This window comes from uncultured Ruegeria sp. (assembly GCF_947489545.1).
Taxonomy (GTDB): Bacteria; Pseudomonadota; Alphaproteobacteria; order Rhodobacterales; family Rhodobacteraceae; genus Ruegeria.
The window spans coordinates 252,058-275,560 of the sequence record NZ_CANLDZ010000002.1; the positions used below are offsets into that span (position 1 = coordinate 252,058).

Consider the following 23,503-nt stretch of genomic DNA (forward strand, 5'->3'; position numbering starts at 1 on the left):
CAAGCAACCCCGGAGCAGTCAAGAAATGTCCTCGACCAATACATTCTCCAGCTACGGCAGCGTGACCAAAGCATTCCATTGGCTAACGGCATTATTGATCTTCACCGCCCTACCCCTTGGCTGGATCTCCAATAACTTGGCGCACGCCATTTATGACCCGACAATTCCGACAACCGAAGCAGACATCGCAGCGGCCTCTCAGCTGTTTTCGCTGCACAAGACGGTTGGCGTTACGGTGTTCGTTGTGGCGCTTGCCCGAATTTTGTGGGCAATGACGCAAACCAAGCCAGGCCTTCTGAACGCAGAAAACAAACCCGAGGCTTTCGCCGCTGAGACCGTACATTGGATGCTGTATGCGTCATTGGTTCTGGTGCCGCTGACCGGTTGGACCCACCACGCCGCAACCGAAGGTTTCGCCCCAATCTTGTGGCCCTTCGGACAAAATCTGCCATTTGTACCCAAATCCGCATATCTGGCCGAGGTAACCGCCGGCCTGCACTGGTTGTTCATTTGGGTATTGGTCGGCTCCTTGGCGCTACACATTATGGGTGCCCTCAAGCACCATGTAGTAGATAAAGATAGCACTCTGCGCCGGATGTTACCCGGTCGGTCCGAAGCACCCGAACCACCCAAGCAGACTCACTCTATTGCTCCAGCCATTGCTGGTTTGGCCGTTTGGATAGCCGTTCTGGCAGGCGGTTGGAGCATGGGTATCTTCTCAGATCACTCCTCCCAAGGCATCGAATCCGCTGAACTGGAAGCGGTGCAATCAGACTGGCAGGTCCAGGAAGGCACTCTTTCGATAACCATCACTCAATTGGGCAGCCCGGTGACTGGCACGTTTGCCGAGTGGACTGCTGCCATCACTTTTGACGATCCGCCCGCGCCTGGGCTTGCGGGTTCGGTCGACGTGACAGTGGCCATCGGATCGCTTGCCTTGGGCACGGTGACAGATCAGGCCATGGGTGCCGATTTCTTCGACAGTGGTCAGTTTTCGACCGCGCAATTTGACGCCGATTTGTTCAAAACCGATGCCGGTTACGAAGCGCGCGGCCCTCTGACCATTCGCGACAAAACACTCGACGTGGTGTTGCCTTTTACACTTGAACTGCAGGACAACAGCGCAACGATGCTTGGCGAGCTTGAACTTAACCGTCTGGATTTTGACATCGGAGCTCAGATGCCCGCGGAGGATTCGCTTGCCTTCGCCGTGAATGTCGCAGTCGAATTGACAGCGACCCGAGGCGAATAGTTCCAATCATGAAAAAACCGCCGGGGCGAAGGCCGCCGGCGATCTTTTTGGTGTCTGAAAGGCAGGGTTAATCGGCCTTTTGCGCCTCAACCGAGATCTGGATCTGCACATCATCGCTGACAAAGGGCGCGAACTGGCCCAGATCAAACTCGCTGCGGGTAACGGTGGTGGTGGCATTGAAACCAGCCCAAGGCTTGTTGGCCATCGGGTGTTGATCAACCTTGTTGAGCTTGGCGTCCAGAACGACCGACTTCGTCACACCGTTCATGGTCAAATCGCCGGTGATATTGGCTGTGCCTTCACCGGTTACTTCGATACCCGTCGAAGCGAACGTGATCATGTCGCCCTCGGCCGCGCCGAAGAAATCTTCGGTCATGAAATGATCTTCGCGCGGCTTCCAACCGGTGAACATCTCAAGCACCGGCATGGATACGTTCACGGAAGATGCCGCAGGGTTTTCCTGATCAAACAGGATCTCGCCTTCAAACCCCGAGAACATGCCGGTGGTGGTCGAAAAACCTAGGTGGTCATAGCTGAAAACGACTTGGCTGTGGCTTGGGTCCAGAACGTATTTCTCGGCGCTGGCGAATGCCGACGTCGCCGATACGGCCAGTGCAGCAGCAAGAAGGGTGGATTTCATGACAATCTCCGCGTTTTTGTGTTTGCAAACCGTTTGGGTTGCTCAAAAACAAAATGTGCCGCCTAACGGCGGCACACAAGTACTTTCGATTCACAGAGTCTGTTCCTTTTTGAACAGAATAGAATCTAGGCGAAAATTGTTACGCTCTGGCTCAGTTGCCCTTTCAGCGCTCGGCTGACATCCGCCGATTGCAGCGGTAGTTTCATCAGCAGGCTGCCGTCCACGTCATAAAGCTGCACCTCATCATCGTCGAAACGGGCACCGCCCAGGGTGTCATAGCTGCGGCGCAGTACAGTTTGCGGGCGCCCTTCCTCGTTCTTCTGCAACACCCGAACTTCTTGACGAATGGGATCGAAATAGGCGTCAGGACGAGGATCCAGAATTTCGATGGTCAGAAGACTGACACCAACAATCAGAAACAACATCGATGCCGCCAACTTCAGCGGCCAGACATCTGCACCAACCACCGATCCCGGCATCAGCCACATGGAAAACGCCGACAAGATCAGGAACGCGCCGAAAACACGCGACAGGATCAAGCGGGCTTTCCAGTTTGGTGCAAATGAAATCATCAAGGGCACAGAGTGGTCGAAACGCGTGCCTGACGCTTGTTCTTGGAATGTATTAGTGTTCATCGCGGTCATAACACTTCGCCCTATATAACGCTACCGTCTCAGGTTTTTGTCCGTCCGGGTCGTGCCCGGTATGCGAAACAACTTTGAGCCGAAAAGCGTCAGGAATTGGGCGGCCTAAAGGAAATTGGGCGGCGTCTCGAAGGCATCTGTGGCAGGGCTTGCTACGGACGTACAAAAGTGTATACGGGGCCATCCTTCGCACTATTTATGAATCGCGCAGCCTCTCGTGGCAGGGTCGCGAAGGACGAACTGGCCCGCCTTTGAAATGCGCCTCGATATAAACAGGAGTGAACATGCCACTGTATGAGCATGTAATGATCGCGCGTCAGGACTTGTCCAACACGCAGGCAGAAAGCCTCGTCGAACATTTCGGCACCGTTCTGGCTGACAACGGCGGCAATGTCGTCGACAGCGAGTACTGGGGTGTCAAGACGATGGCCTACAAGATCAACAAGAACCGCAAAGGCCACTATGCCTTCCTGAAGACCGACGCCCCCGCTGGCGCCGTTCAGGAAATGGAGCGCCTGATGCGCCTGCATGATGACGTCATGCGTGTTCTGACCATCAAGGTCGACGGCCACGTCGAAGGCCCGTCGGTTCAGATGCAGAAACGTGACGAACGTGGCGACCGCCGCGAGCGCCGTTGATCAAAGCCTGAAGAAAGGACACTAAACCATGGCCGCAAAACCATTTTTCCGCCGCCGCAAGGTCTGCCCGTTCTCGGGCGATAACGCGCCGAAGATCGACTATAAAGACACCCGTCTGCTGCAGCGCTATGTTTCCGAGCGCGGCAAGATCGTTCCCTCGCGTATCACTGCCGTTTCGGCAAAAAAGCAGCGTGAACTGGCCCGTGCTATCAAGCGCGCCCGCTTCCTCGCCCTGCTGCCCTACGCCGTGAAGTAAGGAGAGACTGACATGCAAGTTATCCTTCTCGAACGTGTAGCTAAACTGGGCCAGATGGGCGACGTCGTTGACGTTAAGCCTGGCTTCGCCCGCAACTTCCTGCTGCCCCAGGGCAAAGCGCTGAGCGCGTCCGAGGCCAACATCGCCTCGTTCGAAGCCCAGAAAGCGCAGCTTGAGGCGCGCAACCTGGAAACCAAGAAAGAAGCTGATGCACTGGCTGAAAAGCTGGATGGCCAGCAGTTCATCGTGATTCGCTCGGCTTCAGATTCCGGCGCTCTGTACGGTTCGGTCACCCCGCGTGATGCAGCCGACGCCGCCACAGAAGCAGGGTTCTCCGTCGACAAAAAACAGGTCGCCCTGATTGCTCCGATCAAGGATCTTGGTCTGCATACTGTCGCGGTTCGTCTGCACCCCGAAGTTACAGTCGAAATCAGCATGAACGTCGCCCGTTCGCAAGAAGAAGCCGAACTGCAAGCGTCCGGAAAATCAATCCAGGAGCTGGCAGCTGAAGAAGAAGCTGCTGCTGAATTCGAGATCGCCGAACTGTTTGACGATATCGGCTCGGCGGCATCGGAAGACGAAGATCTGGCACCCGAAGCGGCTCCGGCTGAAGAAGACGAAGCCAAGGCCTGATCTGGCTGACTTCTAAAATTTGAGGGTCGCGCAGCTTTTGCGCGGCCTTTTTTTATGAGTGTTCGGGACGAGCAACATTTGGCCAGATTTTGACCATAAGCTTGCGGTTTGACACTCGATCCATATCATCATCTCGCGCAGCTTGGAGATCAACATGACAGTATTCTCGCGTCGCCACTTAATGGCGCTCTTGCTTGTGGCCCCTTTGGCCGCCTGCAGCGGGGCAGAGGTGTCTCGTGGGGACCCGCAGACGTTTGATCCCCCACTCTACCCAAATGAAACTCCGGAATTGCGCGCCTCAATCAACAAATGGGCCGATCACTATGAGCTGCCGCGCGAATTGGTTCATAAACTGGCGATCCGTGAAAGCACGCATCGTCCTTGGGCCGTCAACCGCCCGTATTATGGCCTGCTGCAGATTTTACCCGCTACTGCGCGCTCGATGGGCTACTCAGGCAATGCCGAGGGCCTGCTGAATGCAGATACAAACCTGGAATTTGCGGGAAAATACCTGCGTGGCGCATGGCTTTTGTCCGATGGAAACCAACAACGGGCGATCTTTCTTTATGCGAAAGGATTCTATCCCGAAGCTAAGGCCCGCGGCATGTTGGTGGAAACGGGTTTGAGGCCTGCGCCTTAGCGTTTTGAGCCAAAAACCTCTGGATTTGACCAGCAGCCAAGGCCACACAGTGATAAAAATGCTCTAATTACCTGATCCAGTATGGCGAAATGCATAGACAAATCGTGCGTCGCCTTGTCATGTTTTGAAAAGTGTGGTGTTCTCATCGCCGTGAGGTAAATGGGTTCCACTCTAAGGTAATGGCACGCTCGACGACACCATCGGGTTGCCGGATGGGCCGCAGCTGGTAGGCAACATATGGAAATTGTCGATCTAAGCACCCTACCGGATTCAGAAACTCGGTATACTGAGTTTCTGCGACAGATCTGTGAAAAACACGATATGGATCATGCGGCCTATGCTGGCATGAACCCAACTGCGGGCACCGTGGCTGGATATGTGACCTATGGTGATGAGTGGAAAGATCACTACCAGTCGCAAGGTCTGATTATGATCGACCCAACCATTCACATGAGCCGCCGCAGCATCGCCCCTGTGGATTGGAGCCGACTGGAACGCAGCCCCGATTTTCAGCGTGTCTTCAGGGACGCACATGATTTTGGCCTTCCGAGCCAAGGTGTAACGATCCCGGTGCGCGGTCCCTACGGTGATATCGGCCTGCTCAGCGCTACGCGTGACTGCAGTAAGGAAGAATGGCGCAAGCTGTACACGCACGTCATAGGCGATCTGCAGTCGATGGCTGTGCACATTCATGACAACGTTGTTACCTCTGATGAGTTCACGAGCGCGCTTTATCATCCGACATTGTCCACCCGAGAAGCTGAGATCTTACAATGGGTGGCCGCTGGCAAGTCGCAACAGGATATCGGCGATATTCTTTCGATTTCGCACCGCACGGTAGAGGTTCATCTGCGTTCAAGCAGAGAGAAGCTAAGTGCCTTGACGACCCCGCAAGCAGTGGGTCGCGCAATAGCAATTGGCCTGATTACCCCAGGGTAACCTAAAAAATTTCTAAATTCCGCCTAAATACGGGAAACCCCCAATAGAAAAACCCCTTCAAAACGGTAACGTCTAGTTTACCGAACAACCACTCGAAGGGGGAAAGAAATGATCATCGTAGTTGATGGGCTGAACAGACACCTGTTTGGCGAGGTTCTTGACGAAATGTTTGAGTTGAGAGCAAGAGTATTTGGTGGACGCCTGGGATGGGACGTCAAAATCGAAGATGGCAAAGAGATCGACGAATTCGATCATCTGGACCCGGCATATGTAATCGGACTCGACGACGGGGGGAATGTCGTCGCAGCCGTGCGTGCCCTACAGACCACTGGACCTCACATGTTGTCCGACGTGTTTTCCGCCATTCTGGACGGTGAAGCACCATTGCGCAGCGCAACCGTCTGGGAATCGACGCGCTTTTGTGTGGATACCCAACGCCTGAACCGCGGCAAGGACAAGAACTCGGTCGCTTATGCGACATCCGAGCTAATGATTGGGTCTCTGGAATATGCCAAGAATGCTGGCATTCAGGATATCATCACCGTGATTGATCCAGTGATGGATCGCGTTCTGAAAAGATCCGACAACGCACCCTACGACTATGTTGGGAAAAAAGTGCAGATGGGTAAAGTCCCGGCGCTCGCCGCATTGCTGGATTGCTCAGACGAACGCATCTCACGAGTTAGAAACTTCGCTGACATTCACCACGATGTCTTCCTCGAAGAAGAACAGGCGTTGGAGCTGTTCGCAAGCCGGAAAGATGCAGAGCTTAGCCCTGCGAACCACGACCACAAACCACGAACAGACCTTGAAAAGTATTTCGTTGAGCAGATGAGTGCGGCGAAAAACGAAGCTGAAAGGCAAGATGTCTTAAAGCTGATCGAGGCACTGTCTCACACATTCACGCCAGAGCAGAAGACCGCTCTGCTAAAGACCCCCCGTGCTTTTGCTCATGAGGCCTGACCCCCTCACCTCATAGTACAAAGCCACCCATGCGGAGTCGCCTAATTTCAGGCGGCTCCGCTTCTATTTGCGCCCCTTGACGGGGAGGAAGAGGATTATTCCTCTTCCAAATCCTCAACGGCTTTTTGCAGATCGTCTTTGGTAACTTCTTTGTCAGCCACCTGAGCCAGTTCGAAGACATAATCGACAACTTTGTCTTCAAAGATTGGTGCACGCAGCTGCTGCTGCATTTGAGCGTTCTGCTGGACAAACTCGAAGAACTGACGTTCCTGGCCCGGGTACTGGCGGGCCTGGTTCATGATCGCCTGGGTCATCTCGGCATCGGTCACTTCAACTTCTGCTTTCTGACCCAACTCAGCAAGCAGCAGGCCCAGACGCACACGGCGTTCTGCCAGTTTGTTGTGCTCATCCGTCGGCTCGATCGGATCGTGATCATGGCCTTCAACTTCGGGGTTTTCCTCGTGCCAAAGCTGATGTGCGATTTGCTTGGCTTCCGCCTCGACCAATGAGGGCGGCAGATCGAAGGACACTTTGGTGTCCAGCGCGTCCAGCAAGGCGCGCTTCATGACAGCGCGCGACGCACCTGCATATTCCGCTTCCAGCCGCTCCGAGATTTGCCCCTTCAGACCATCAAGATCTTCAGCGCCAAACTTCTTGGCCAACTCGTCATTCAGCTCTGCCGCGACAGGCTCCTTGACCTCTTTGATCGTGCAGCTGAATACGGCGTCTTTACCAGCCAGATGCTCGGCCTGATAATCCTCGGGAAAGGATACGTTAACGTCTTTTTCTTCCTCGGCTTTCACCCCAACCAGCTGCTCTTCGAAACCAGGGATAAAGCTGTTCGAGCCGAGAACCAGCGGGTAATCTTCGGCCGATCCACCTTCGAATTCTTCGCCGTCGACCTTACCAACAAAGTCAAACACGATCTGGTCGCCGTCTTTGGCTTTCGAGCCCTTGCGGCGCGCTTTGAAATCCTGAGCAGTTTCGGCCAGGTTGTTCAGTGCTTCTTCAACGGCTGCGTCGTCGGCTTTGACCACCAGCTTTTCCAGCTCGACCGATTTCAGGTCAACTTCAGGGATCTCGGGCAGCGCCTCGTAGGACATCGCGACCTCAACGTCATCGCCTTCTTTCCAGTCCTCATTGGTCATCTTGACCTCGGGCTGCAGCGCCGGACGTTCGCCGCTGTCTTCGAAATGCTGGTTCATGGCACCGTCGATGGTTTCCTGCATCGCTTCGCCCAGAAGACGCTGGCCAAACTGCTTTTTCAGCAGCGCCATCGGCACCTTGCCTTTGCGAAAACCTTTCATCTCGACTTCAGGCTGTGCTTCGGTCAGTTTCTCGTTGACCTTATTGTCCAGCTCGGCCGCAGATACGGTGATGTTATAGCCGCGTTTCAGACCTTCGTTCAGCGTCTCGGTAACCTGCATTATGGTAGTCCCCATAGGATTCGGGGCGCGCAAAACGGCGCGCCAGGCAAATTTGACGCCTTCTATTTGTCCTGCCGTCTACGTGCAAGGGGCAACTGGCCAATCCGCCCTGTTTTAATGGGGTGTCAGACAAAAAAACGCCCCGGAACTGGCCGGGGCGTGTCTATGCAATACCAGCCGGGATCAGAACCTCCAGCGCGCGCCCAAAACCCAGGCCTCGTTCTTGTCGAAAGACGTACCGTCATCAAAATCATGAGTCCGGTACTTCAGGTAGGCATCGGTGTTGATGCTGTCGATCCGCTGAACAACCGCGACGCCCCAGGACTTGGTGCTGGAGCCGTCGCTTTCAAAGTCAGAGCCATCGTAATAGTCGACACCAACCCCGGTTTTGCCCCAAGACACCCAATCACCTTCGTAAGCAATCTTGCCATACCAGAAACTCGGGTCAGAAACGCCGACCTCTTCCTCATCACGGGTGCCTGCCGCAAAGGTAAAGCTTAACCCGCTGGGCATCAGCACCGAAGCTGACCCGATGGTGTCCTTGCGATCCCCGGAGTTATCGTCACGCGAGCGAACTGCGTAAGCAAGCGATGCCGCGAATTCGATACCTCCAGCAAACGTGGTCTCATAGCCGACGCCGACGTCATAATAGTCATCGTCATCACTGCTGGACAAGATATTCTGACCATAGGCGATGCCAGCTGAGAACCCATTTAAGTCTGGCGTGTCATACCGCACACGACCACGGCGCGAGCCGTCAAAGTTATCGCTGGAATCGCCGACTGTGATGTCACTCAAAACACCGTCCGTTCCGCGGTAGAAAAAGCCCGAGTTTTCATCGTTGGTAAACGAATACAGCGCCGTTCCAACATAAGACAGGTCTGTCTCGGCCGCCCCATCCGACACCATGCTGCCCTGGCCAGCCGAAACTTTACCCCAACTGCCTTTGAGACCGAAATCCACATGCCGAATATCCGAACGCGTCCAACCGCTAAAGTCGGTTCCCAATTGGTTCCATTCGGACGAGCTTGGCAGCCCAAGCGCTGTTTCAAAACGGAATGTAAACTCATTGCTGCCAAACGGTTGCAACAGGCGCAAACCAACGCGGCTGTTCGAAATGGCATTGTCCAACAAACGGGTTTCTGTCTGCTGCCCGTCGTCGACGGATATGATGGCAGGGTTGAGCTGGCCGTATAACAGGACGTAGCCACCACTATTGTTTTCATATTTCAGCTCAGCCGCGGCGGGAAGTGCCGTTGTAGCGGCCAATACTGCGGTTATGGACGAGAGTTTTAGATTGAAGGTCATTTCACTCACCTTGAAAGATTCCGATTTCCGGTACTGCTCAGATGATTATAGATCGCGAGCGTTCCAGTGGTCGCTGATCCGTTCTAAGCTAGCATTGTATTTTCGCAACAAAAGAACGCGCAAGCTTTGAAAAAATGATTTCACTTACAGGTACTTATAACATCATACACGAGTCGGCGCAGAGTCGGACAAACAAATTGTGCCGTCGACCGAGATAACTGGTGAACACCTGCTATGCAGTAACGCACATAGGTGTCGCTTTCTGTTCAACGGGTTGAAACTCAGACGTTTCTTGCTCAACGCGTTCAGGTACTTAACTGCTTGAAAACCTCTGGGAGCTGTTCCGGTATATCTTCCGCAATCAGACCCGGACCAAAAAGCCGAGCGCATTCGACATGTAACCAAGCACCCGTTTCGGCAGCCTGCATCGGTGCGAACCCGCGCGCCAGCAATCCGGTGATGAACCCTGCCAACACGTCGCCCGACCCTGCCGTCGCCAGCCAAGGTGCAGCCCGGTCATAATGTGCCGAATTGATCACGCACCGCCCGTCCTGTGCGGCAATGACAGTATCCGGCCCTTTGAACAGGATCACACACCCTGCCCGCGCGGCGGCCTCTCGCGTGGCATCAACCTTGGAATAAGCCGGACCTATGGTCGGAGTTGCAACCAACTTCTCTGAGATATCGGGGAACAGCCTCGCGAATTCACCGCCATGTGGGGTCAACACGCAATTCTCGTGTAGTTGGGCAAACAGCTCCGCGGGGTTGTCCGCAAAAGCGGTCAACGCATCCGCGTCCAGAACCGTCGCGCGCCCAGCTTCCAAAGCAACTGGCACGAGTTCGCGCGCACGCTCTACCCCCAGACCGGGACCAAGGCAGAGGGCGTTCAGTCGTTCATCTTGCAATACAGCCGACAACGCGTCAGACCCTTCGACCTGCCGCAACATGATGGCCGTCACCTGCGCCGACACTTCCGTCTGCGCGTTCGGGGGTACGCCCAAAGTTACCAACCCCGCCCCGATGCGCAGAGCCCCGCGCGCGGCCAGCCGCGCTGCCCCGGTTTTTCCAGGATTACCAGAGAGGATCAGAGCGTGGCCGTTTGTGTATTTGTTGCCCCCCAAGAGTTTGTCAAATCGATTGAGAGGGTTGGCAAGCGTTACGACTGCTCGATCTTCGGCCGCAGATTTTTCAGCTTCCTCCCTAATCTCTTCTCCAGTTTGTGGTTTTCGTTCTGGATCGTTCACATATCCGACAACGTCCGCGAACGTTGGAAAGGCTTTTACAGGCAACCCAATGTCCTTGACCACGACTTTTCCTGATCTTTCAGAGCCATCCGAAAGGTAGTGACCGAGTTTCGACCGGTGAAATGAGACGGTCAGGTCGGCTTTGCCGGAAACCCCTAACGGTTGTCCGCTATCCGAGCATAATCCAGACGGTACATCCACAGCGACTGCAACAAAATGCGGATGGCGCTTATGAAGATATGATAGCGAGTATGAGACACTCTTGGGAATTGGGCGTGTCAGGCCGGTTCCAAACAATGCATCGATGTGCAAGTCGCAGTTTGGCAACCAAAATCCCTCGCGTACGGGTGCGACCGCCCCCAATTGACACCAACGCTCGTAGTTCGTCCGTGCATCCGGTGGCAGCTTCTCGGGGTCTCCAAACAGAAAGACCTCAACCTCCCACCCCCACTGCTTGAGCAACCGCGCAACGACAAACCCATCGCCGCCATTGTTACCCGGTCCGCACAAAACAACTGCCTTACCGGAGGTTTTTGCCAACTCTGGCCATTCCTCGAAAATTGCTTCGACAACGCCCTGCCCGGCCCGTTCCATCAGTTCCAGACCTGTCACCTGGTCGGACGCGATTGCGGCCTGCTCAATCGCCCGCATCTGCGCCGCTGTCAGCAATTCTGTCATCTCAAACCCTAACCCGATTCAATTTCGATTACTTTTTGTGCAAACCGACTAAAATTTCACCTGCCGATTGATTTCAGTACTTCCACCGCTGATCAATTCGGCAATCGCATTGCTGCACGATCTTAGACGTGATCACTGCCATTCTGACAACCATGCGAGGTGAGCCGGGATGAAAAAGATCGAAGCGATCATCAAGCCGTTCAAACTGGACGAAGTGAAAGAGGCATTGCAGGACGTTGGTGTCCAGGGCCTCAGCGTGATCGAAGTCAAGGGCTTCGGTCGTCAAAAAGGCCACACCGAATTGTATCGCGGTGCAGAATACGTGGTCGACTTCCTGCCCAAAGTAAAAGTCGAAGTCGTTCTGGACGACGATCAGGTGGATGCCGCAATCGAGGCAATTGTCTCGGCGGCCAAGACAGACAAAATCGGTGACGGCAAGATTTTTGTCTCGCCAGTTGAACAAGCCATCCGTATCCGTACCGGTGAGACCGGCTCGGACGCGCTGTAATTGAACAATCTCAAATCAGAGGAACCAAGAGAATGAGCAAGGACGCAGTTCTTCAGCTGATCAAGGACGAAGGCGCAGAATATGTCGACGTTCGTTTCACCGACCCGCGCGGCAAGCTGCAGCACGTGACCCTGATGGCCGATCAGGTTGACGAGGATTTTCTGGAAGAAGGCTTCATGTTCGATGGCTCGTCCATCGCCGGCTGGAAGTCGATCGAAGCATCTGACATGAAGCTGATGGTCGATACGGACAGCGCCTATGTCGATCCGTTCTATGCAGAAAAGACCATCTGCGTGCATTGCTCGGTCGTCGAACCCGACACCGGCGAAGCTTACGAACGTGACCCGCGCGGTACCGCACAGAAAGCCGAGGCATACCTGAAGTCCTCGGGTATCGGCGACGCAGCATACTTTGGTCCTGAAGCAGAATTCTTCCTGTTCGACGACGTCCGTTTCTCGAACAGTATCAACAAGGTATCCTACGAAGTTGATGCAACAGACGCATCATGGAACACCGACACCGAATACGAGATGGGCAACATGGGTCACCGTCCGGGCGTCAAGGGCGGCTACTTCCCGGTCAACCCGATCGATGAAGCGCAAGACCTGCGTTCAGAAATGCTGTCAACCATGAAGCGCCTGGGCATGAAGGTTGACAAACACCACCACGAAGTTGCCTCGTGCCAGCACGAGCTGGGTCTGATCTTTGACAGTCTGACCAAACAGGCCGATGAGCTGCAGAAGTACAAGTACGTGATCCATAACGTCGCGCATGCTTACGGCAAATCGGCCACCTTCATGCCAAAGCCGATCGCAGGTGACAACGGCACCGGCATGCACGTCAACATGTCGATTTGGAAGGAAGGCAAGCCGCTGTTTGCGGGCGACAAATACGCTGATCTGTCGGATGAAGCCCTGTGGTTCATCGGTGGTGTTCTGAAACACGCTAAGACCCTGAATGCCTTCACCAATCCATCGACCAACAGCTACAAGCGCTTGATCCCTGGCTTCGAGGCCCCCGTTCTGCGCGCCTACTCGGCACGTAACCGGTCGGGTTGTGTCCGTATTCCATGGACCGAAAGCCCCAAGGCCAAGCGCGTCGAGGCCCGTTTCCCCGATCCGGCTGCGAACCCTTACCTTGCGTTTGCTGCTCTGCTGATGGCCGGTCTGGACGGGATCAAGAACAAGATCGATCCGGGCGAAGCCATGGACAAGAACCTCTACGATCTGCCCGCCGAGGAATTGGCCGACATCCCAACCGTTTGCGGCAGCCTGCGCGAAGCTCTGGAAGCTCTGGCATCCGATCACGACTTCTTGCTGCAAGGCGACGTGTTTACCAAAGACCAGATCGACGGCTACATCGCATTGAAGATGGAAGAAGTCGAAACCTACGAGCACACACCGCACCCTGTAGAATACGGAATGTACTACAGCTGCTAAGCAATAGGCTTTTGAAGACTTGAATGGGCGCCGTTGGTTCGGCGCCCTTTTTCCGTTTGATAACAAGTCGAAAGCAATCACCTTGACTGGCACGCCCGAACGTCGGAGCCTTTACCCGAGAAACCGCGATCGAAACTCTGGGAGAGTTCCATGCGCCTGATGTTAAAATTCACAATCCCGGTCGAAAAGGGCAACCAAGCCGAAAAAGACGGAACGCTTGGGCAGGCGATTGCCGCCTTGGTTAAAGATGTTAACGCGGAAGCGGCCTATTTTGCGCTAGAGGGCGGCAAACGGATGGGCATCGTTATCTTCGAAGAAAACGACCAAGCCCGCATGCCCGTAATCAACGAACCGCTATTTGCGGCCCTTGACGCTTCGATCGAAATTCAACCTGTTCTAACGGCAGATGATTTGCAGCGTGGATTGTAAAGTTATCAATCCGTACCGGGCTGCGTCGGCTGGATGCAAACCGTCCAGTTGATCCGGGCTCGATGCTCAAAAGGAAAATGCTCATGCTACGTTTCGCCTCTCTGATTGCCTGTGCACTTGTACTGCCATTGGGCGCGCTGGCCGCCCCTTGCGGCAATACCAGCGCTGGCTTCGAGGCGTGGAAAGCCGATTTCGCCAAGCAAGCGCGCAGATCGGGTGTGAAAAAGAAAGGACTGCAGGCTCTTGCGCAAACCCAGTACGCAACACGCACGATTGCTGCCGACCGCAATCAAAAAAGCTTCAAGTACTCGCTGGACAAGTTCATGCAAGTGCGTGGGGCCAATACTATCGTAGCGCAAGGGCGCAAACGCAAAGCTCGGAACCCGCAATTCTACGCTGCTCTTGAACGGCAATATGGCGTCCCCGCGGGCGTGCTGATTGCCATTCACGGCATGGAAACCGGCTTTGGGAACTTCATGGGAGATAGTCAGGTTGTGTCAGCAATAACCACTCTGGCCTATGATTGTCGCCGATCCGAGTTCTTTGTTCCGCACGCGATTGGTGCCTTAAAGCTGGTCGATCAGGGCAGCATCACAATGGCAACAAAGGGGGCAAAACATGGCGAGCTGGGCCATACACAATTCCTGCCCGGCAACGCACTTACGTATGGAGTCGATGCCACCGGCGACCGGCAGGTGGACTTTTACAACATGACCGACGCGCTGGCCTCGACCGCGAATTTCCTGCGTAAGAAGGGCTGGAAACCCGGTCGTGGCTATCAGCAGGGGCAGCCGAATTTCGTGGTGATTCAGCAGTGGAATGCGGCGACGGTTTACCAGCAATCCATCGCGATTATGGCCGCCCGAATCGACGGGTGAACGCGCCATGGTTCTGAGCGCCCAAAAACTCAATTCAGCCACATTCTCGCCATAGTGGCGAACAAAGCCCTTAGTTTCATGGTTTCCAAAGCGTAATCAATCTTTGTATTTTTTGTTTTTTTTGCATTTATTGCCAAATTCTCCCCCAGATCGACCGTTAGAATGATCTTCCAGACGAAATGCGATAAGGGACAAAGCAGTGGCTCGGAAGAACAGCTACCATGGCGGCCTGCAATTCGACGGCGACACTGAAGGCGCGATCGAGCGGTTCGGCACAATCGTCGCCGCAACGCTGGAAGACTACGGCCATCTGGTCGAGCGTAAAGCGTTGCTGAGCGAAACAGAGGCCAGCATCGTATCCAGCCAATATATGGTGCGTTTGTCCCTGGATACTGATACCGGTGACGAAGAAGACCGCTATGAGCGTATGGACCGTGCCGCAGGATTGAAGACAATCGTAAGACCGTATGTCTCAAGCCCCCGAAACAGGATGGCTATCACGGTTACACCCGTATCCCCGCTTATGGACGACGCCGAAGTGTCCGAACTGATGCTCGTGGTCATCCTCTACCGTATGGTTGATATCTGTTCGACCCGACGTGTCGAGTGGCTGTCGCCTCACACCGTTCTGACCATCGAACAGTTCATGAGCGCGTTTGACACCCTGGCTCCAAGCCGACAGCGTGACAGAAAGCAGATCTTTAGGTCGGTGACAGGTCAGTTCGCCGGATTGGACATCGCTGACCCTGATATTGAAGACACCGATACCCCGGAAACAGCACCTCGACCTATTCAATTGTCTGACGAGCAACTTCTGAGTATCGCCTTCCGGACGGAAGAGCAGGAGCCTGCCGCAGTCGACACCCACGCCACGACCGAGGAAGATGATCCCGAACGGCCAAGCGATGTGTTGCGGCTAAGCAGCTGGTGCGTGACAGGTGTTATTGCCAGCGTGTCGACCCCGATCGCAATGTCCATGGCCGCAGTCAATCTGATCCGCGGCGAAGATTTCCGCCTCAACACTCAAGTCCTGGTCTTTACGGTCGCCATCGTCGCATTGAACGCCAGCAATGCGTTTGCCGATGTTGCCGTTGTGCTGGGCATGTAAGCAAACTACCCAAGACCCTCCTAGGAGACCCCGCCGTCAGGCGGGGTTTTCCATTTCTGGCAGGCTGTCAGCGGCCAGAACATAAGTATGGATCGAAAACACAACTGCGCCTGTTTCTGGCAGGCGCAGCAATGTCTGCCGCTCGCTGCGCAGGTAAGATTTGGTGGCACGGTCGCGAGTTTTGCGCGGCTCACTGGCACTACGGGGCTGAAAAAGTTCAGGGTCCTCATACCATAAAACATTGAACCGCCAGAGCGGCCGATCCGGCCGAATACCGTCAAACAGTCGCTGTACCCGCCGGGCAATATCGGCATCATAGCTGGCGACCGGCACATGAATATCAACAAGCGGTCGCATAAATTTCTCTGACAATCGCCAACTGGCTGGAAAGCAGAGGATCGCCCCTGTCAAAACATGTTCATCACCCTGCTTTTGCAGAATACAGAAATCCTCCTGCACCAATCTGCAGAGCGTTTCCAAAGGCTTAGTCCGATCGATACGAACCGTCACCCCATCTGGTCGCTGTGAGTGATCGATGGCCCCCGGATAGGCTTGGATCAAAACCAGATCCAAAAGCTCCTGCGCTGCGGGTTCTGCTCCAGCGCTTAACGCCAAGACTTCTTCAAGCCGTTCATCCAGCAATGCTTCTCGCCGCTGCATCTGCGCCGCAAAGGCATCATCCTGATGCAGCCATGTTTCCATTTGGGCCGGTTGAACGCCCAGCAAGGCACGCGGACTGAACGGGTCGTAGGGGATTTTTTCCTGCAAAATGATAGCCATAGACCTGATTTACCATGTGCTGAGCTTGGTGTCGGTCAAAAAGCGACAACCAGATCGTCGCATTTTTCTCAGACGGGGTATTGATGAATCCGCAGGCTTGACCAGCAAGCAGGGAGGCTAGCTGTGAACCATCACTATCGGGATACCCGCAAGATTGATCCAACCCGAGGCGACACATTGGGTGATGGCACTCCCAATGACAACGACCGGATCGAAATCGGGCCGCCTCAACTGGCCTTTGATGAATGGGCGGCTGCCGGGCTGGTGCTTCCCAACCTTGAACGGATGCGGGAATACCGTTGGAAACGGTTGACTCAAGCCGTGGTTGATCGCGGCTATGGCGGGTTGCTGATGTTTGATCCCTTGAACATCAGATACGCCACAGACAGCACCAATATGCAGCTATGGAATACCCATAACCCATTCCGGGCGGTGCTGTTGTGCGCCGATGGCTATATGGTGATCTGGGACTACAAAAAGTCTCCGTTCCTTTCCACATTCAACCCTCTGGTGCGCGAGCAACGCTCGGGCGCTGATCTTTTCTATTTCGACCGGGGTGACAAAACGGATGTAGCGGCAGATGTATTCGCGAACGAGGTGCGTGCACTGATCGATACGCATGGCGGAGGCAACAAACGGCTGGCGGTGGACAAGATCATGCTGCACGGGTTGCGCGCGCTCGAGTCGCAAGGCTTTGAAATCATGGAAGGCGAAGAAGTTACCGAGAAGACACGCGCCGTGAAAGGTCAGGACGAAATTCTGGCAATGCGCTGCGCCAGCAACGCCTGTGAAAGTGCGGTGGCCGAAATGGAGAGATTCGCACGCGCCAATGTCGGAGACGGCAGAACTTCCGAAGACGACATTTGGGCGATTTTGCATTCCGAAAACATCCGTCGTGGCGGCGAATGGATAGAAACCCGGTTGCTATCCTCGGGCCAGCGCACAAACCCATGGTTTCAGGAATGCGGCCCACGGATCACCCAGCAAAATGAAATCATTGCGTTTGATACGGACCTGATCGGCTCGTATGGAATTTGCGTCGACATTTCCCGCACGTGGTGGATTGGGGACCGAAAGCCCCGCCCAGACATGATCTACGCCATGCAACATGCACATGAACACATCATGACCAATATGGAGATGTTGAAACCCGGCGTGATGATCCCCGAACTGACGGCGAATACGCACAAACTTGACGACAAGTTTCAGGCACAGAAATACGGTTGCCTGATGCACGGTGTAGGCCTGTGCGATGAATGGCCGTTGGTGGCTTACCCCGACAAGGCTGTTGCTGGTGCCTATGATTATCCGTTGGTGCCGGGGATGGTGTTGTGCGTCGAGGCTGCTGTTGGCGAGGTCGGAGGGGATTTTTCAATCAAACTGGAAGATCAGGTCCTCATTACCGAGGATGGCTATGAGAACCTGTCCAAGTATCCGTTTGACGCCCAACTAATGGGTCTTGAGTGAGGCGGGAACCTCAATTCGGCCAGTTAGACCGCCGGACATTGCCATGCCAGTCTTCGATGTCCACGCTTGTCTGGCTCGTCGTGTTGGAATCAGCGACAGGCCAAGCCTGACCAAGGGCAAATCCCAATGCGCCCGTCATCAGTATCGCGATCAATGTTCCAAGACGCATCCGAGACGCTTGGGGTGCTAAAGCTGTATGTGTCATCTGAGCCTCCTAAGTAAATCGACTACAAAGCCAAGATGGGTTCGGGCGTTAAATTAGTGAAACGAATGTTTGTTAGGGAAAGCATCATATTTTGTGATATTTATCATGAAGCGGCTTTTGGCACCGGACGAGGCTAAGCTTCGCTGTTATGCGTTTTCCAAGTCCCAGTCAAAATTACCTTCACACTCCTCACCTTCCCGTTACGCCTTTGACATAAGGGTTGTGACACGCCGGGGTAGCCCACAGTATTGACCGTGCTTCCCCCAGCAAACCAAGGAGCCGATATGCCCACGGAACGCATTACTTTTGCCGGACATGACGGCAGCCAGCTGGCCGCGCGCCTTGACCTGCCCGACGGACCCGTGCTGGCCACAGCTTTGTTTGCACATTGCTTTACCTGTTCCAAAGACATCCCCGCCGCGCGGCGTATCTCTGCACGGTTGGCGGCCATGGGTATAGCTGTATTACGGTTCGATTTCACCGGACTCGGCCATTCCGGAGGCGAGTTTGCGAACACGACTTTCACATCAAACGTCGAAGACCTGATTTCAGCAGCTCAGTTTTTGGCAGGGCGAAACATGGCCCCTGCCCTTTTGATCGGTCATTCTCTGGGCGGCGCTGCTGTCTTGCGAGCGCGGGCGGGCATCCCGTCGATCAAAGCCGTCGTAACCTTGGGTGCACCAGCAGATCCCGGTCATGTGTCCCATCATTTCGAAGCAGCGTTGCCGCAAATTCAAAAGGAAGGAAGCGCCGAGGTTGCACTTGGCGGGCGGCCTTTCCGAATTGGCAAGGCGTTTGTAGATGATATCTCAGAGGCCGCATTGACACCCGCAATCGAGGATCTCAAAGCCGCATTGCTGGTCTTACACGCCCCGCGCGATGAAACCGTAAGTATCGACAATGCTGCTGCGATTTTTATGGCCGCGAAACATCCCAAAAGCTTCGTCACCCTCGATGACGCCGATCACCTGGTTACGCGTGCCGCTGACGCAGAATATGCGGCAGATGTCATCACAGCGTGGGTGTCGCGTTACGTAAGCCTGTCACCGCCTGCCCCACCGCCGGGCGCACCAGAAGGGGTCGTGCGGGTCACCGAAGCAGACCCGACCGGCTTCTTACAGGACATCCAAGCTGGCCCGAGCCATCACGCAGTCGCAGATGAACCCGTGTCTTATGGCGGAACGGACCGGGGCATGTCCCCCTATGGCTTTGTCTCGGCCGGACTGGGAGCCTGCACCTCGATGACCATCCGCATGTATGCCCGCCGCAAGCGCTGGCCTCTGAACAGCGTGAGTGTCGATGTGTGTCACGACAAAGTTCATGCACAGGATGCCGGACTGGCAAATGAAGGCAAAGTGGACCAGTTCCGCCGCAAAATTCGGCTGACCGGGCCACTGGATCAGGAACAGCGCGCACGCCTGTTAGAGATTGCGGACAAGTGTCCTGTACACCGAACGCTGGAAGGATCTGCGCATATTACAACCGAACTGCTCCCCTGAGCGCACCACTGTTTGCGTTTCAAGAACAGTTCTAGTGCTCAGGGCGACGATCAACGGATCGGCGGCGGTATCGATCTACAAGCGCGGCCCATGCCAACACAGCGTCCAGCGCAAAGAAAAACCCGCACCTGGATCACTCCAGGCGCGGGTTTGTTTTTGCAAAAATCAGGGATTATGTGCGGGCGTTACCTACCAATTTCCACAAACCCGGGATCAGCAGTGCAGCAAGGCCCAGCTTGATCGCATCACCGACGAGGAACGGCGTCAGACCCCATTCCAGGATCGGCTTGTCCCAGCCGTACAGCTGACCCAGCCACAAGAGGCCAGGTACGTAGATCAGTACGTTCGCCAGCACCAGCGCCAGTGCCATCTTACCGACCGAGCGGTCCCAACCGCGCGCGGCCAATGCGCCCAGCATTACGGTTGCCAGCACGTAGCCGACCAGATAGCCGCCCGTGCCGCCCATCATATAGGTCAGGCCAAACTTCTCAGCTGATGAGCCTGCAAAGACGTCAAAGCCAAGCGCGCCGATCAGAAGGTAACCCATCATGGTGACCAAACCCAGACGTGCACCATAAGCGGTACCGATGGTCAAAACGGCAAAGGTGCCCATCGTAATCGGAACCGGCCACATCGGCACTTTGATTTTGGCAGCTACGGCCAGAGCGACAATGCCCAGTGCAACCAGAACCACCTGTTTGACGCGCAGCGCCGTTCCTTCACGCGGGCCAAATGCGTTGGCCAGTACGTTTGCATTCATGTTATTTCTCCCTAAACGGACCGAGATTCTGCGACAGGAATGCCCTGCCCGCGCCGCATCTGCAAGATGATTACGCTATCGCAGCATATATTCCGTGTGCATTTCGTAGGATTTTCGCGGCCCGGACACGGTCCAACGCACATTCCAACGCGGCCATGTCGAGAAATCGTAAGCCGCATCGTAGCTGTCGGGCGGGCAATCATGGTGATCTTTTGCCGTTGCCACGCCCAGCTTCAGCGCATGGAAATACCGACCGTCGTCAAAGTGAATTTCGATGTGATCGCCCCCGTCACGCCATAGGTATCGACGTGTGCCGGTCATTTCCGGCTGTCCCGGAATGCGCAGCTTCACCTGTTCATCATAGATCAATCCACCATCTGTCTGGCGCAGAACTGCCTGACCTATAGCCTGCACGATCTGCCCAGCCCTTGCGTCCCGAATGGTGCGTGTCAGGTTCCAACGCCCTTCAAAATCAGACATTCGGCTTGGCAGGCTCACTTGTCGTAGGTTCCGTCAGTTGTCGCACCGGCATCATCAACGAAACGTATGGTATCTCCGCTTTTCTGAACGTCGTAGCAGGCCCAAAGATCCGAAGGCGGCCAGAGCGAGCAATAACGATCCTCGCGCACGGCCCAGCGGCCCGAACTGGGACGTCCCGAATAGTACTGCGTCAGCATAGTGTCGTCGAAGGTCTGCCAGATACCTTCGCCATAAGTAAGCTTGTGGCCGGACAGTGCCGCAAGGATCTCATCGCCGGACAGTTTGCGAAACTCTTCCGCTGCCAGAAATCCGGGCCAGATCGCCAAAATCAGGGCAAACCGTCTCATTCGTGAACTCGCGCCTTGTTCCCTTGAGCGCGTGCGTTTAAACCCCGCGCCATCGCCTCATGCCAAATCACAAAAAGGTGCCGCTGCCAATGATTCCACGTTATTCCCGCCCCGACATGGTCGCCATCTGGTCGCCCGCGACCAAGTTCCGCATCTGGTACGAGATTGAGGCCCATGCCTGCGATGCGATGGCGGATCTGGGTGTCATCCCGCGCGAAAATGCCGATGCCGTGTGGAAGGCCAAGGACGTGGAGTTCGACGTGGCGCGTATCGACGAGATTGAGGCCGTCACCAAACACGACGTCATCGCCTTCCTGACGCATCTGGCCGAGCATGTGGGCAGCGACGAAGCACGTTTCGTTCACCAGGGCATGACCAGCTCGGACGTGTTGGACACCTGCTTCAACGTGCAACTGACCCGCGCCGCTGACATTCTGATCGCCGATCTCGAAGGTCTGCTGGCTGCTCTGAAGCGCCGCGCAATCGAACACAAAGAAACGATACGCATCGGCCGAAGCCATGGTATCCACGCCGAACCCACCACCATGGGGCTTACGTTCGCCCGCTTTTACGCCGAGATGGATCGCAACCTGTCCCGCATGCGCGACGCCCGCTCCGAAATTGCAACTGGTGCGATCAGCGGTGCGGTCGGCACCTTCGCCAATATCGATCCGCGCGTCGAAGAACATGTCTGTGATCAACTGGGGCTGGTGCCCGAGCCAATCAGCACGCAGGTCATCCCGCGCGACCGGCATGCCGCCTTCTTTGCGACGTTGGGCGTTATCGCCAGCAGCATCGAAAACGTCGCCACCGAAATCCGCCACATGCAGCGGACCGAGGTTCTGGAGGCCGAGGAGTTCTTCTCAAAAGGTCAAAAGGGCTCGTCCGCAATGCCGCATAAGCGTAACCCGGTTCTGACCGAAAACCTGACCGGCCTGGCCCGTCTGGTGCGCATGGCCGTCGTGCCTGCGATGGAGAACGTGGCGCTGTGGCACGAGCGGGACATTTCGCATTCCTCAGTCGAGCGCAACATCGGCCCTGACGCGACCGTCACGCTGGATTTCGCCCTGTCGCGACTCACCAGTGTCATCGACAAGCTGGTCGTCTACCCCGACAACATGCTGGCCAACATGAACAAGTTCCGCGGTCTGGTCATGAGCCAGCGTGTGCTTCTGGCCCTGACCCAAGCGGGCGTCAGCCGCGAAGACGCCTATCGTCTGGTTCAGCGCAACGCGATGAAAGTTTGGGAAGAAGGCAAGGATTTCAAAACCGAGCTTCTGGGTGATGCGGACGTGATTGCTGCGCTGAGCCCCGAGGAAATCGAAGAAAAATTTGACCTCGGCTATCACACCAAACATGTCGACACGATTTTCGCACGTGTATTCGGCGAATAGGCACCCTTTTTAAGTGTCCTGTCGGGCCCGGATGCTGTCCGGGTCCTGATCTTTTGCCAGGTCGGCAAAAGTGCGTTACCCTCGACCGGCATTTTCCTTGAGGGAGAACCACCATGGTCCGAACCATATTGTGCTCATTCGCGCTTGTGTGCTTGGCGTCCGCCAGCCTCGCCTGCAGTGGCCATTCCAAGCAAACGCAATCCTGCGCTCCGGGCGCTTCGTGGGACAGTGAATCCCAAAGCTGTCAAAAAACCGTCAATAGCTGACATTTTTTTGTCCGCATTGTGAATAGAATCCACCGATCCGGTGTTAGCTTTTTAGATGATCACACTATGATTTCTAAAGCAGCCCCGAGAACGGAGTAGGAAAATGCGCCTCGTATTAGCTTCAGCAATTGCACTTCAAGCCTTTGCCTTTGCCCCAGTTGTTCATGCCGCAGGTGGCGACAGCAACCCACCAAAACCGACCAACACAACCAAGAAATGCCTGTTTGGACGCGTCTTTGACGAAGCGGCAGGCCGGTGTGTCAAGCCGAACAAAAGCAATTTCACCGAAGATCAACTGTACGATGCAGTGCGCGAACTCGCCTATGACGGTCAGTACGTAAACGCCCAGGACATTCTGCGGGTCATGGACCAGGACGACGATCGCGTCCTGACGTATTGGGGTTTCACCTACCGTAAGATGGGCGAACTGGAACTGGCCAACGCATTCTACGAAAATGCCATCACGACCAACCCGGACAACATCCTTGCCCGCAGTTATATGGGACAGGGCTTTGTTTCAGAAGGCAAAACCGAACTCGCGATTGAACAGTGGCGCGAAATCAAAGCGCGTGGTGGCGAAGGAAGCTGGGCCGAAGCGTCTCTGCGCGAAGCGATCCGGACCGGGCTGACATACAGCTACTAAGCTTTAGCCTTTCTTTACCCGACTCTCCGTATTCTGCC

Annotated in this window: 26 protein-coding genes; 16 read left to right on the forward strand and 10 right to left on the reverse strand. The window is 55.2% G+C overall.

The features are described 5' to 3' along the window. The first annotated feature begins 25 nt into the window (after window positions 1-25). Entirely contained in the window at window positions 26-1,252 is a 1,227-nt protein-coding gene (locus Q1B13_RS03940; protein ID WP_299076157.1) for a cytochrome b/b6 domain-containing protein, read from the forward strand. A gap of 67 nt (window positions 1,253-1,319) precedes the next feature. Here the strand turns inward: Q1B13_RS03940 and Q1B13_RS03945 are convergent, their stop codons facing one another. Next, window positions 1,320-1,892: a YceI family protein gene (locus Q1B13_RS03945; RefSeq protein ID WP_298936106.1), complete on the reverse strand. Its 573-nt coding sequence runs from the start codon at window positions 1,890-1,892 to the stop codon at window positions 1,320-1,322. 125 nt (window positions 1,893-2,017) lie between these two features. Beyond that, window positions 2,018-2,464 (reverse strand): hypothetical protein, encoded by a 447-nt coding sequence (locus Q1B13_RS03950; protein ID WP_299799701.1) that lies wholly within the window; start codon window positions 2,462-2,464, stop codon window positions 2,018-2,020. Between the two features lie 356 nt (window positions 2,465-2,820). Here Q1B13_RS03950 and rpsF point away from each other — a divergent pair, with 356 nt between their 5' ends. The 6 genes from rpsF to Q1B13_RS03980 all read left to right on the forward strand — a co-directional run bounded on the left by rpsF (window position 2,821) and on the right by Q1B13_RS03980 (window position 6,605). Beyond that, window positions 2,821-3,174: a 30S ribosomal protein S6 gene (rpsF, locus tag Q1B13_RS03955; RefSeq protein WP_298936108.1), complete on the forward strand. Its 354-nt coding sequence runs from the start codon at window positions 2,821-2,823 to the stop codon at window positions 3,172-3,174. Between the two features lie 28 nt (window positions 3,175-3,202). Beyond that, window positions 3,203-3,430, forward strand: a complete 228-nt coding sequence (rpsR, locus tag Q1B13_RS03960) for a 30S ribosomal protein S18 (RefSeq protein ID WP_058310770.1) — start codon at window positions 3,203-3,205, stop codon at window positions 3,428-3,430. Window positions 3,431-3,442: 12 nt separating this feature from the next. Next, complete coding sequence (rplI, locus tag Q1B13_RS03965; RefSeq protein WP_298936109.1) at window positions 3,443-4,063, forward strand: 50S ribosomal protein L9; 621 nt, start codon at window positions 3,443-3,445, stop codon at window positions 4,061-4,063. A 154-nt stretch (window positions 4,064-4,217) separates the two neighbouring features. Continuing rightward, window positions 4,218-4,703 (forward strand): lytic transglycosylase domain-containing protein, encoded by a 486-nt coding sequence (locus tag Q1B13_RS03970; protein ID WP_299076160.1) that lies wholly within the window; start codon window positions 4,218-4,220, stop codon window positions 4,701-4,703. 237 nt (window positions 4,704-4,940) lie between these two features. Then, window positions 4,941-5,642 (forward strand): LuxR family transcriptional regulator, encoded by a 702-nt coding sequence (locus Q1B13_RS03975; RefSeq protein WP_298936111.1) that lies wholly within the window; start codon window positions 4,941-4,943, stop codon window positions 5,640-5,642. A 108-nt stretch (window positions 5,643-5,750) separates the two neighbouring features. Continuing rightward, the gene (locus Q1B13_RS03980; RefSeq protein ID WP_298936112.1) at window positions 5,751-6,605 is read left to right on the forward strand and encodes an acyl-homoserine-lactone synthase; all 855 of its coding nucleotides are present in this window, start codon (window positions 5,751-5,753) and stop codon (window positions 6,603-6,605) included. A gap of 95 nt (window positions 6,606-6,700) precedes the next feature. On the opposite strand, the gene tig is transcribed toward Q1B13_RS03980, so the two are convergent. From tig to Q1B13_RS03995, 3 genes are all read right to left on the reverse strand, one after another. Next, window positions 6,701-8,032, reverse strand: a complete 1,332-nt coding sequence (tig, locus tag Q1B13_RS03985) for a trigger factor (protein ID WP_299076163.1) — start codon at window positions 8,030-8,032, stop codon at window positions 6,701-6,703. A gap of 183 nt (window positions 8,033-8,215) precedes the next feature. Beyond that, window positions 8,216-9,340 carry a porin gene (locus Q1B13_RS03990; RefSeq protein WP_299076165.1) on the reverse strand — a complete coding sequence of 375 codons (1,125 nt, stop codon included), beginning with the start codon at window positions 9,338-9,340 and terminating at the stop codon, window positions 8,216-8,218. Between the two features lie 305 nt (window positions 9,341-9,645). Beyond that, window positions 9,646-11,262: an NAD(P)H-hydrate dehydratase gene (locus tag Q1B13_RS03995; protein ID WP_299076168.1), complete on the reverse strand. Its 1,617-nt coding sequence runs from the start codon at window positions 11,260-11,262 to the stop codon at window positions 9,646-9,648. 169 nt (window positions 11,263-11,431) lie between these two features. Here Q1B13_RS03995 and Q1B13_RS04000 point away from each other — a divergent pair, with 169 nt between their 5' ends. The 5 genes from Q1B13_RS04000 to Q1B13_RS04020 all read left to right on the forward strand — a co-directional run bounded on the left by Q1B13_RS04000 (window position 11,432) and on the right by Q1B13_RS04020 (window position 15,624). Continuing rightward, window positions 11,432-11,770, forward strand: a complete 339-nt coding sequence (locus tag Q1B13_RS04000) for a P-II family nitrogen regulator (RefSeq protein WP_050602105.1) — start codon at window positions 11,432-11,434, stop codon at window positions 11,768-11,770. A 32-nt stretch (window positions 11,771-11,802) separates the two neighbouring features. Further along, window positions 11,803-13,209 carry a type I glutamate--ammonia ligase gene (gene glnA / locus Q1B13_RS04005; RefSeq protein ID WP_298936115.1) on the forward strand — a complete coding sequence of 469 codons (1,407 nt, stop codon included), beginning with the start codon at window positions 11,803-11,805 and terminating at the stop codon, window positions 13,207-13,209. Between the two features lie 150 nt (window positions 13,210-13,359). Further along, window positions 13,360-13,638, forward strand: coding sequence for a hypothetical protein (locus Q1B13_RS04010; RefSeq protein ID WP_299076171.1), 279 nt, complete (start codon window positions 13,360-13,362; stop codon window positions 13,636-13,638). Window positions 13,639-13,721: 83 nt separating this feature from the next. Then, window positions 13,722-14,516 carry a lytic transglycosylase domain-containing protein gene (locus Q1B13_RS04015; protein ID WP_299076173.1) on the forward strand — a complete coding sequence of 265 codons (795 nt, stop codon included), beginning with the start codon at window positions 13,722-13,724 and terminating at the stop codon, window positions 14,514-14,516. Window positions 14,517-14,715: 199 nt separating this feature from the next. Beyond that, the gene (locus Q1B13_RS04020; protein WP_299076176.1) at window positions 14,716-15,624 is read left to right on the forward strand and encodes a hypothetical protein; all 909 of its coding nucleotides are present in this window, start codon (window positions 14,716-14,718) and stop codon (window positions 15,622-15,624) included. A gap of 36 nt (window positions 15,625-15,660) precedes the next feature. Here the strand turns inward: Q1B13_RS04020 and Q1B13_RS04025 are convergent, their stop codons facing one another. Further along, entirely contained in the window at window positions 15,661-16,404 is a 744-nt protein-coding gene (locus Q1B13_RS04025) for a DUF3445 domain-containing protein (protein ID WP_299076181.1), read from the reverse strand. A gap of 123 nt (window positions 16,405-16,527) precedes the next feature. Between Q1B13_RS04025 and dddP the strand changes: the two genes are divergently transcribed. After that, the gene (dddP, locus tag Q1B13_RS04030; RefSeq protein ID WP_299076184.1) at window positions 16,528-17,871 is read left to right on the forward strand and encodes a dimethylsulfonioproprionate lyase DddP; all 1,344 of its coding nucleotides are present in this window, start codon (window positions 16,528-16,530) and stop codon (window positions 17,869-17,871) included. 10 nt (window positions 17,872-17,881) lie between these two features. Here the strand turns inward: dddP and Q1B13_RS04035 are convergent, their stop codons facing one another. Further along, a complete protein-coding gene (locus Q1B13_RS04035) occupies window positions 17,882-18,076 on the reverse strand; it encodes a hypothetical protein (RefSeq protein ID WP_298936123.1) in 195 nt (64 codons plus the stop codon). Window positions 18,077-18,360: 284 nt separating this feature from the next. On the opposite strand from Q1B13_RS04035, the gene Q1B13_RS04040 reads away from it, so the two are divergent. Further along, a complete protein-coding gene (locus tag Q1B13_RS04040; RefSeq protein ID WP_299076187.1) occupies window positions 18,361-19,575 on the forward strand; it encodes a bifunctional alpha/beta hydrolase/OsmC family protein in 1,215 nt (404 codons plus the stop codon). A gap of 172 nt (window positions 19,576-19,747) precedes the next feature. Here Q1B13_RS04040 and Q1B13_RS04045 read toward each other — a convergent pair whose 3' ends face one another. The 3 genes from Q1B13_RS04045 to Q1B13_RS04055 form a co-directional block, all read right to left on the reverse strand. Continuing rightward, window positions 19,748-20,335 (reverse strand): biotin transporter BioY, encoded by a 588-nt coding sequence (locus tag Q1B13_RS04045; protein WP_298936125.1) that lies wholly within the window; start codon window positions 20,333-20,335, stop codon window positions 19,748-19,750. Between the two features lie 75 nt (window positions 20,336-20,410). After that, the gene (locus Q1B13_RS04050; protein ID WP_299076190.1) at window positions 20,411-20,815 is read right to left on the reverse strand and encodes a DUF6314 family protein; all 405 of its coding nucleotides are present in this window, start codon (window positions 20,813-20,815) and stop codon (window positions 20,411-20,413) included. A gap of 14 nt (window positions 20,816-20,829) precedes the next feature. Next, window positions 20,830-21,162 (reverse strand): hypothetical protein, encoded by a 333-nt coding sequence (locus tag Q1B13_RS04055; RefSeq protein ID WP_299076195.1) that lies wholly within the window; start codon window positions 21,160-21,162, stop codon window positions 20,830-20,832. Window positions 21,163-21,251: 89 nt separating this feature from the next. Here Q1B13_RS04055 and purB point away from each other — a divergent pair, with 89 nt between their 5' ends. Both purB and Q1B13_RS04065 read left to right on the forward strand, forming a co-directional pair. After that, window positions 21,252-22,556 carry an adenylosuccinate lyase gene (gene purB, locus Q1B13_RS04060; protein WP_298936169.1) on the forward strand — a complete coding sequence of 435 codons (1,305 nt, stop codon included), beginning with the start codon at window positions 21,252-21,254 and terminating at the stop codon, window positions 22,554-22,556. Between the two features lie 369 nt (window positions 22,557-22,925). Further along, window positions 22,926-23,465: a hypothetical protein gene (locus tag Q1B13_RS04065; RefSeq protein WP_299076198.1), complete on the forward strand. Its 540-nt coding sequence runs from the start codon at window positions 22,926-22,928 to the stop codon at window positions 23,463-23,465. Window positions 23,466-23,503: the final 38 nt, after the last annotated feature.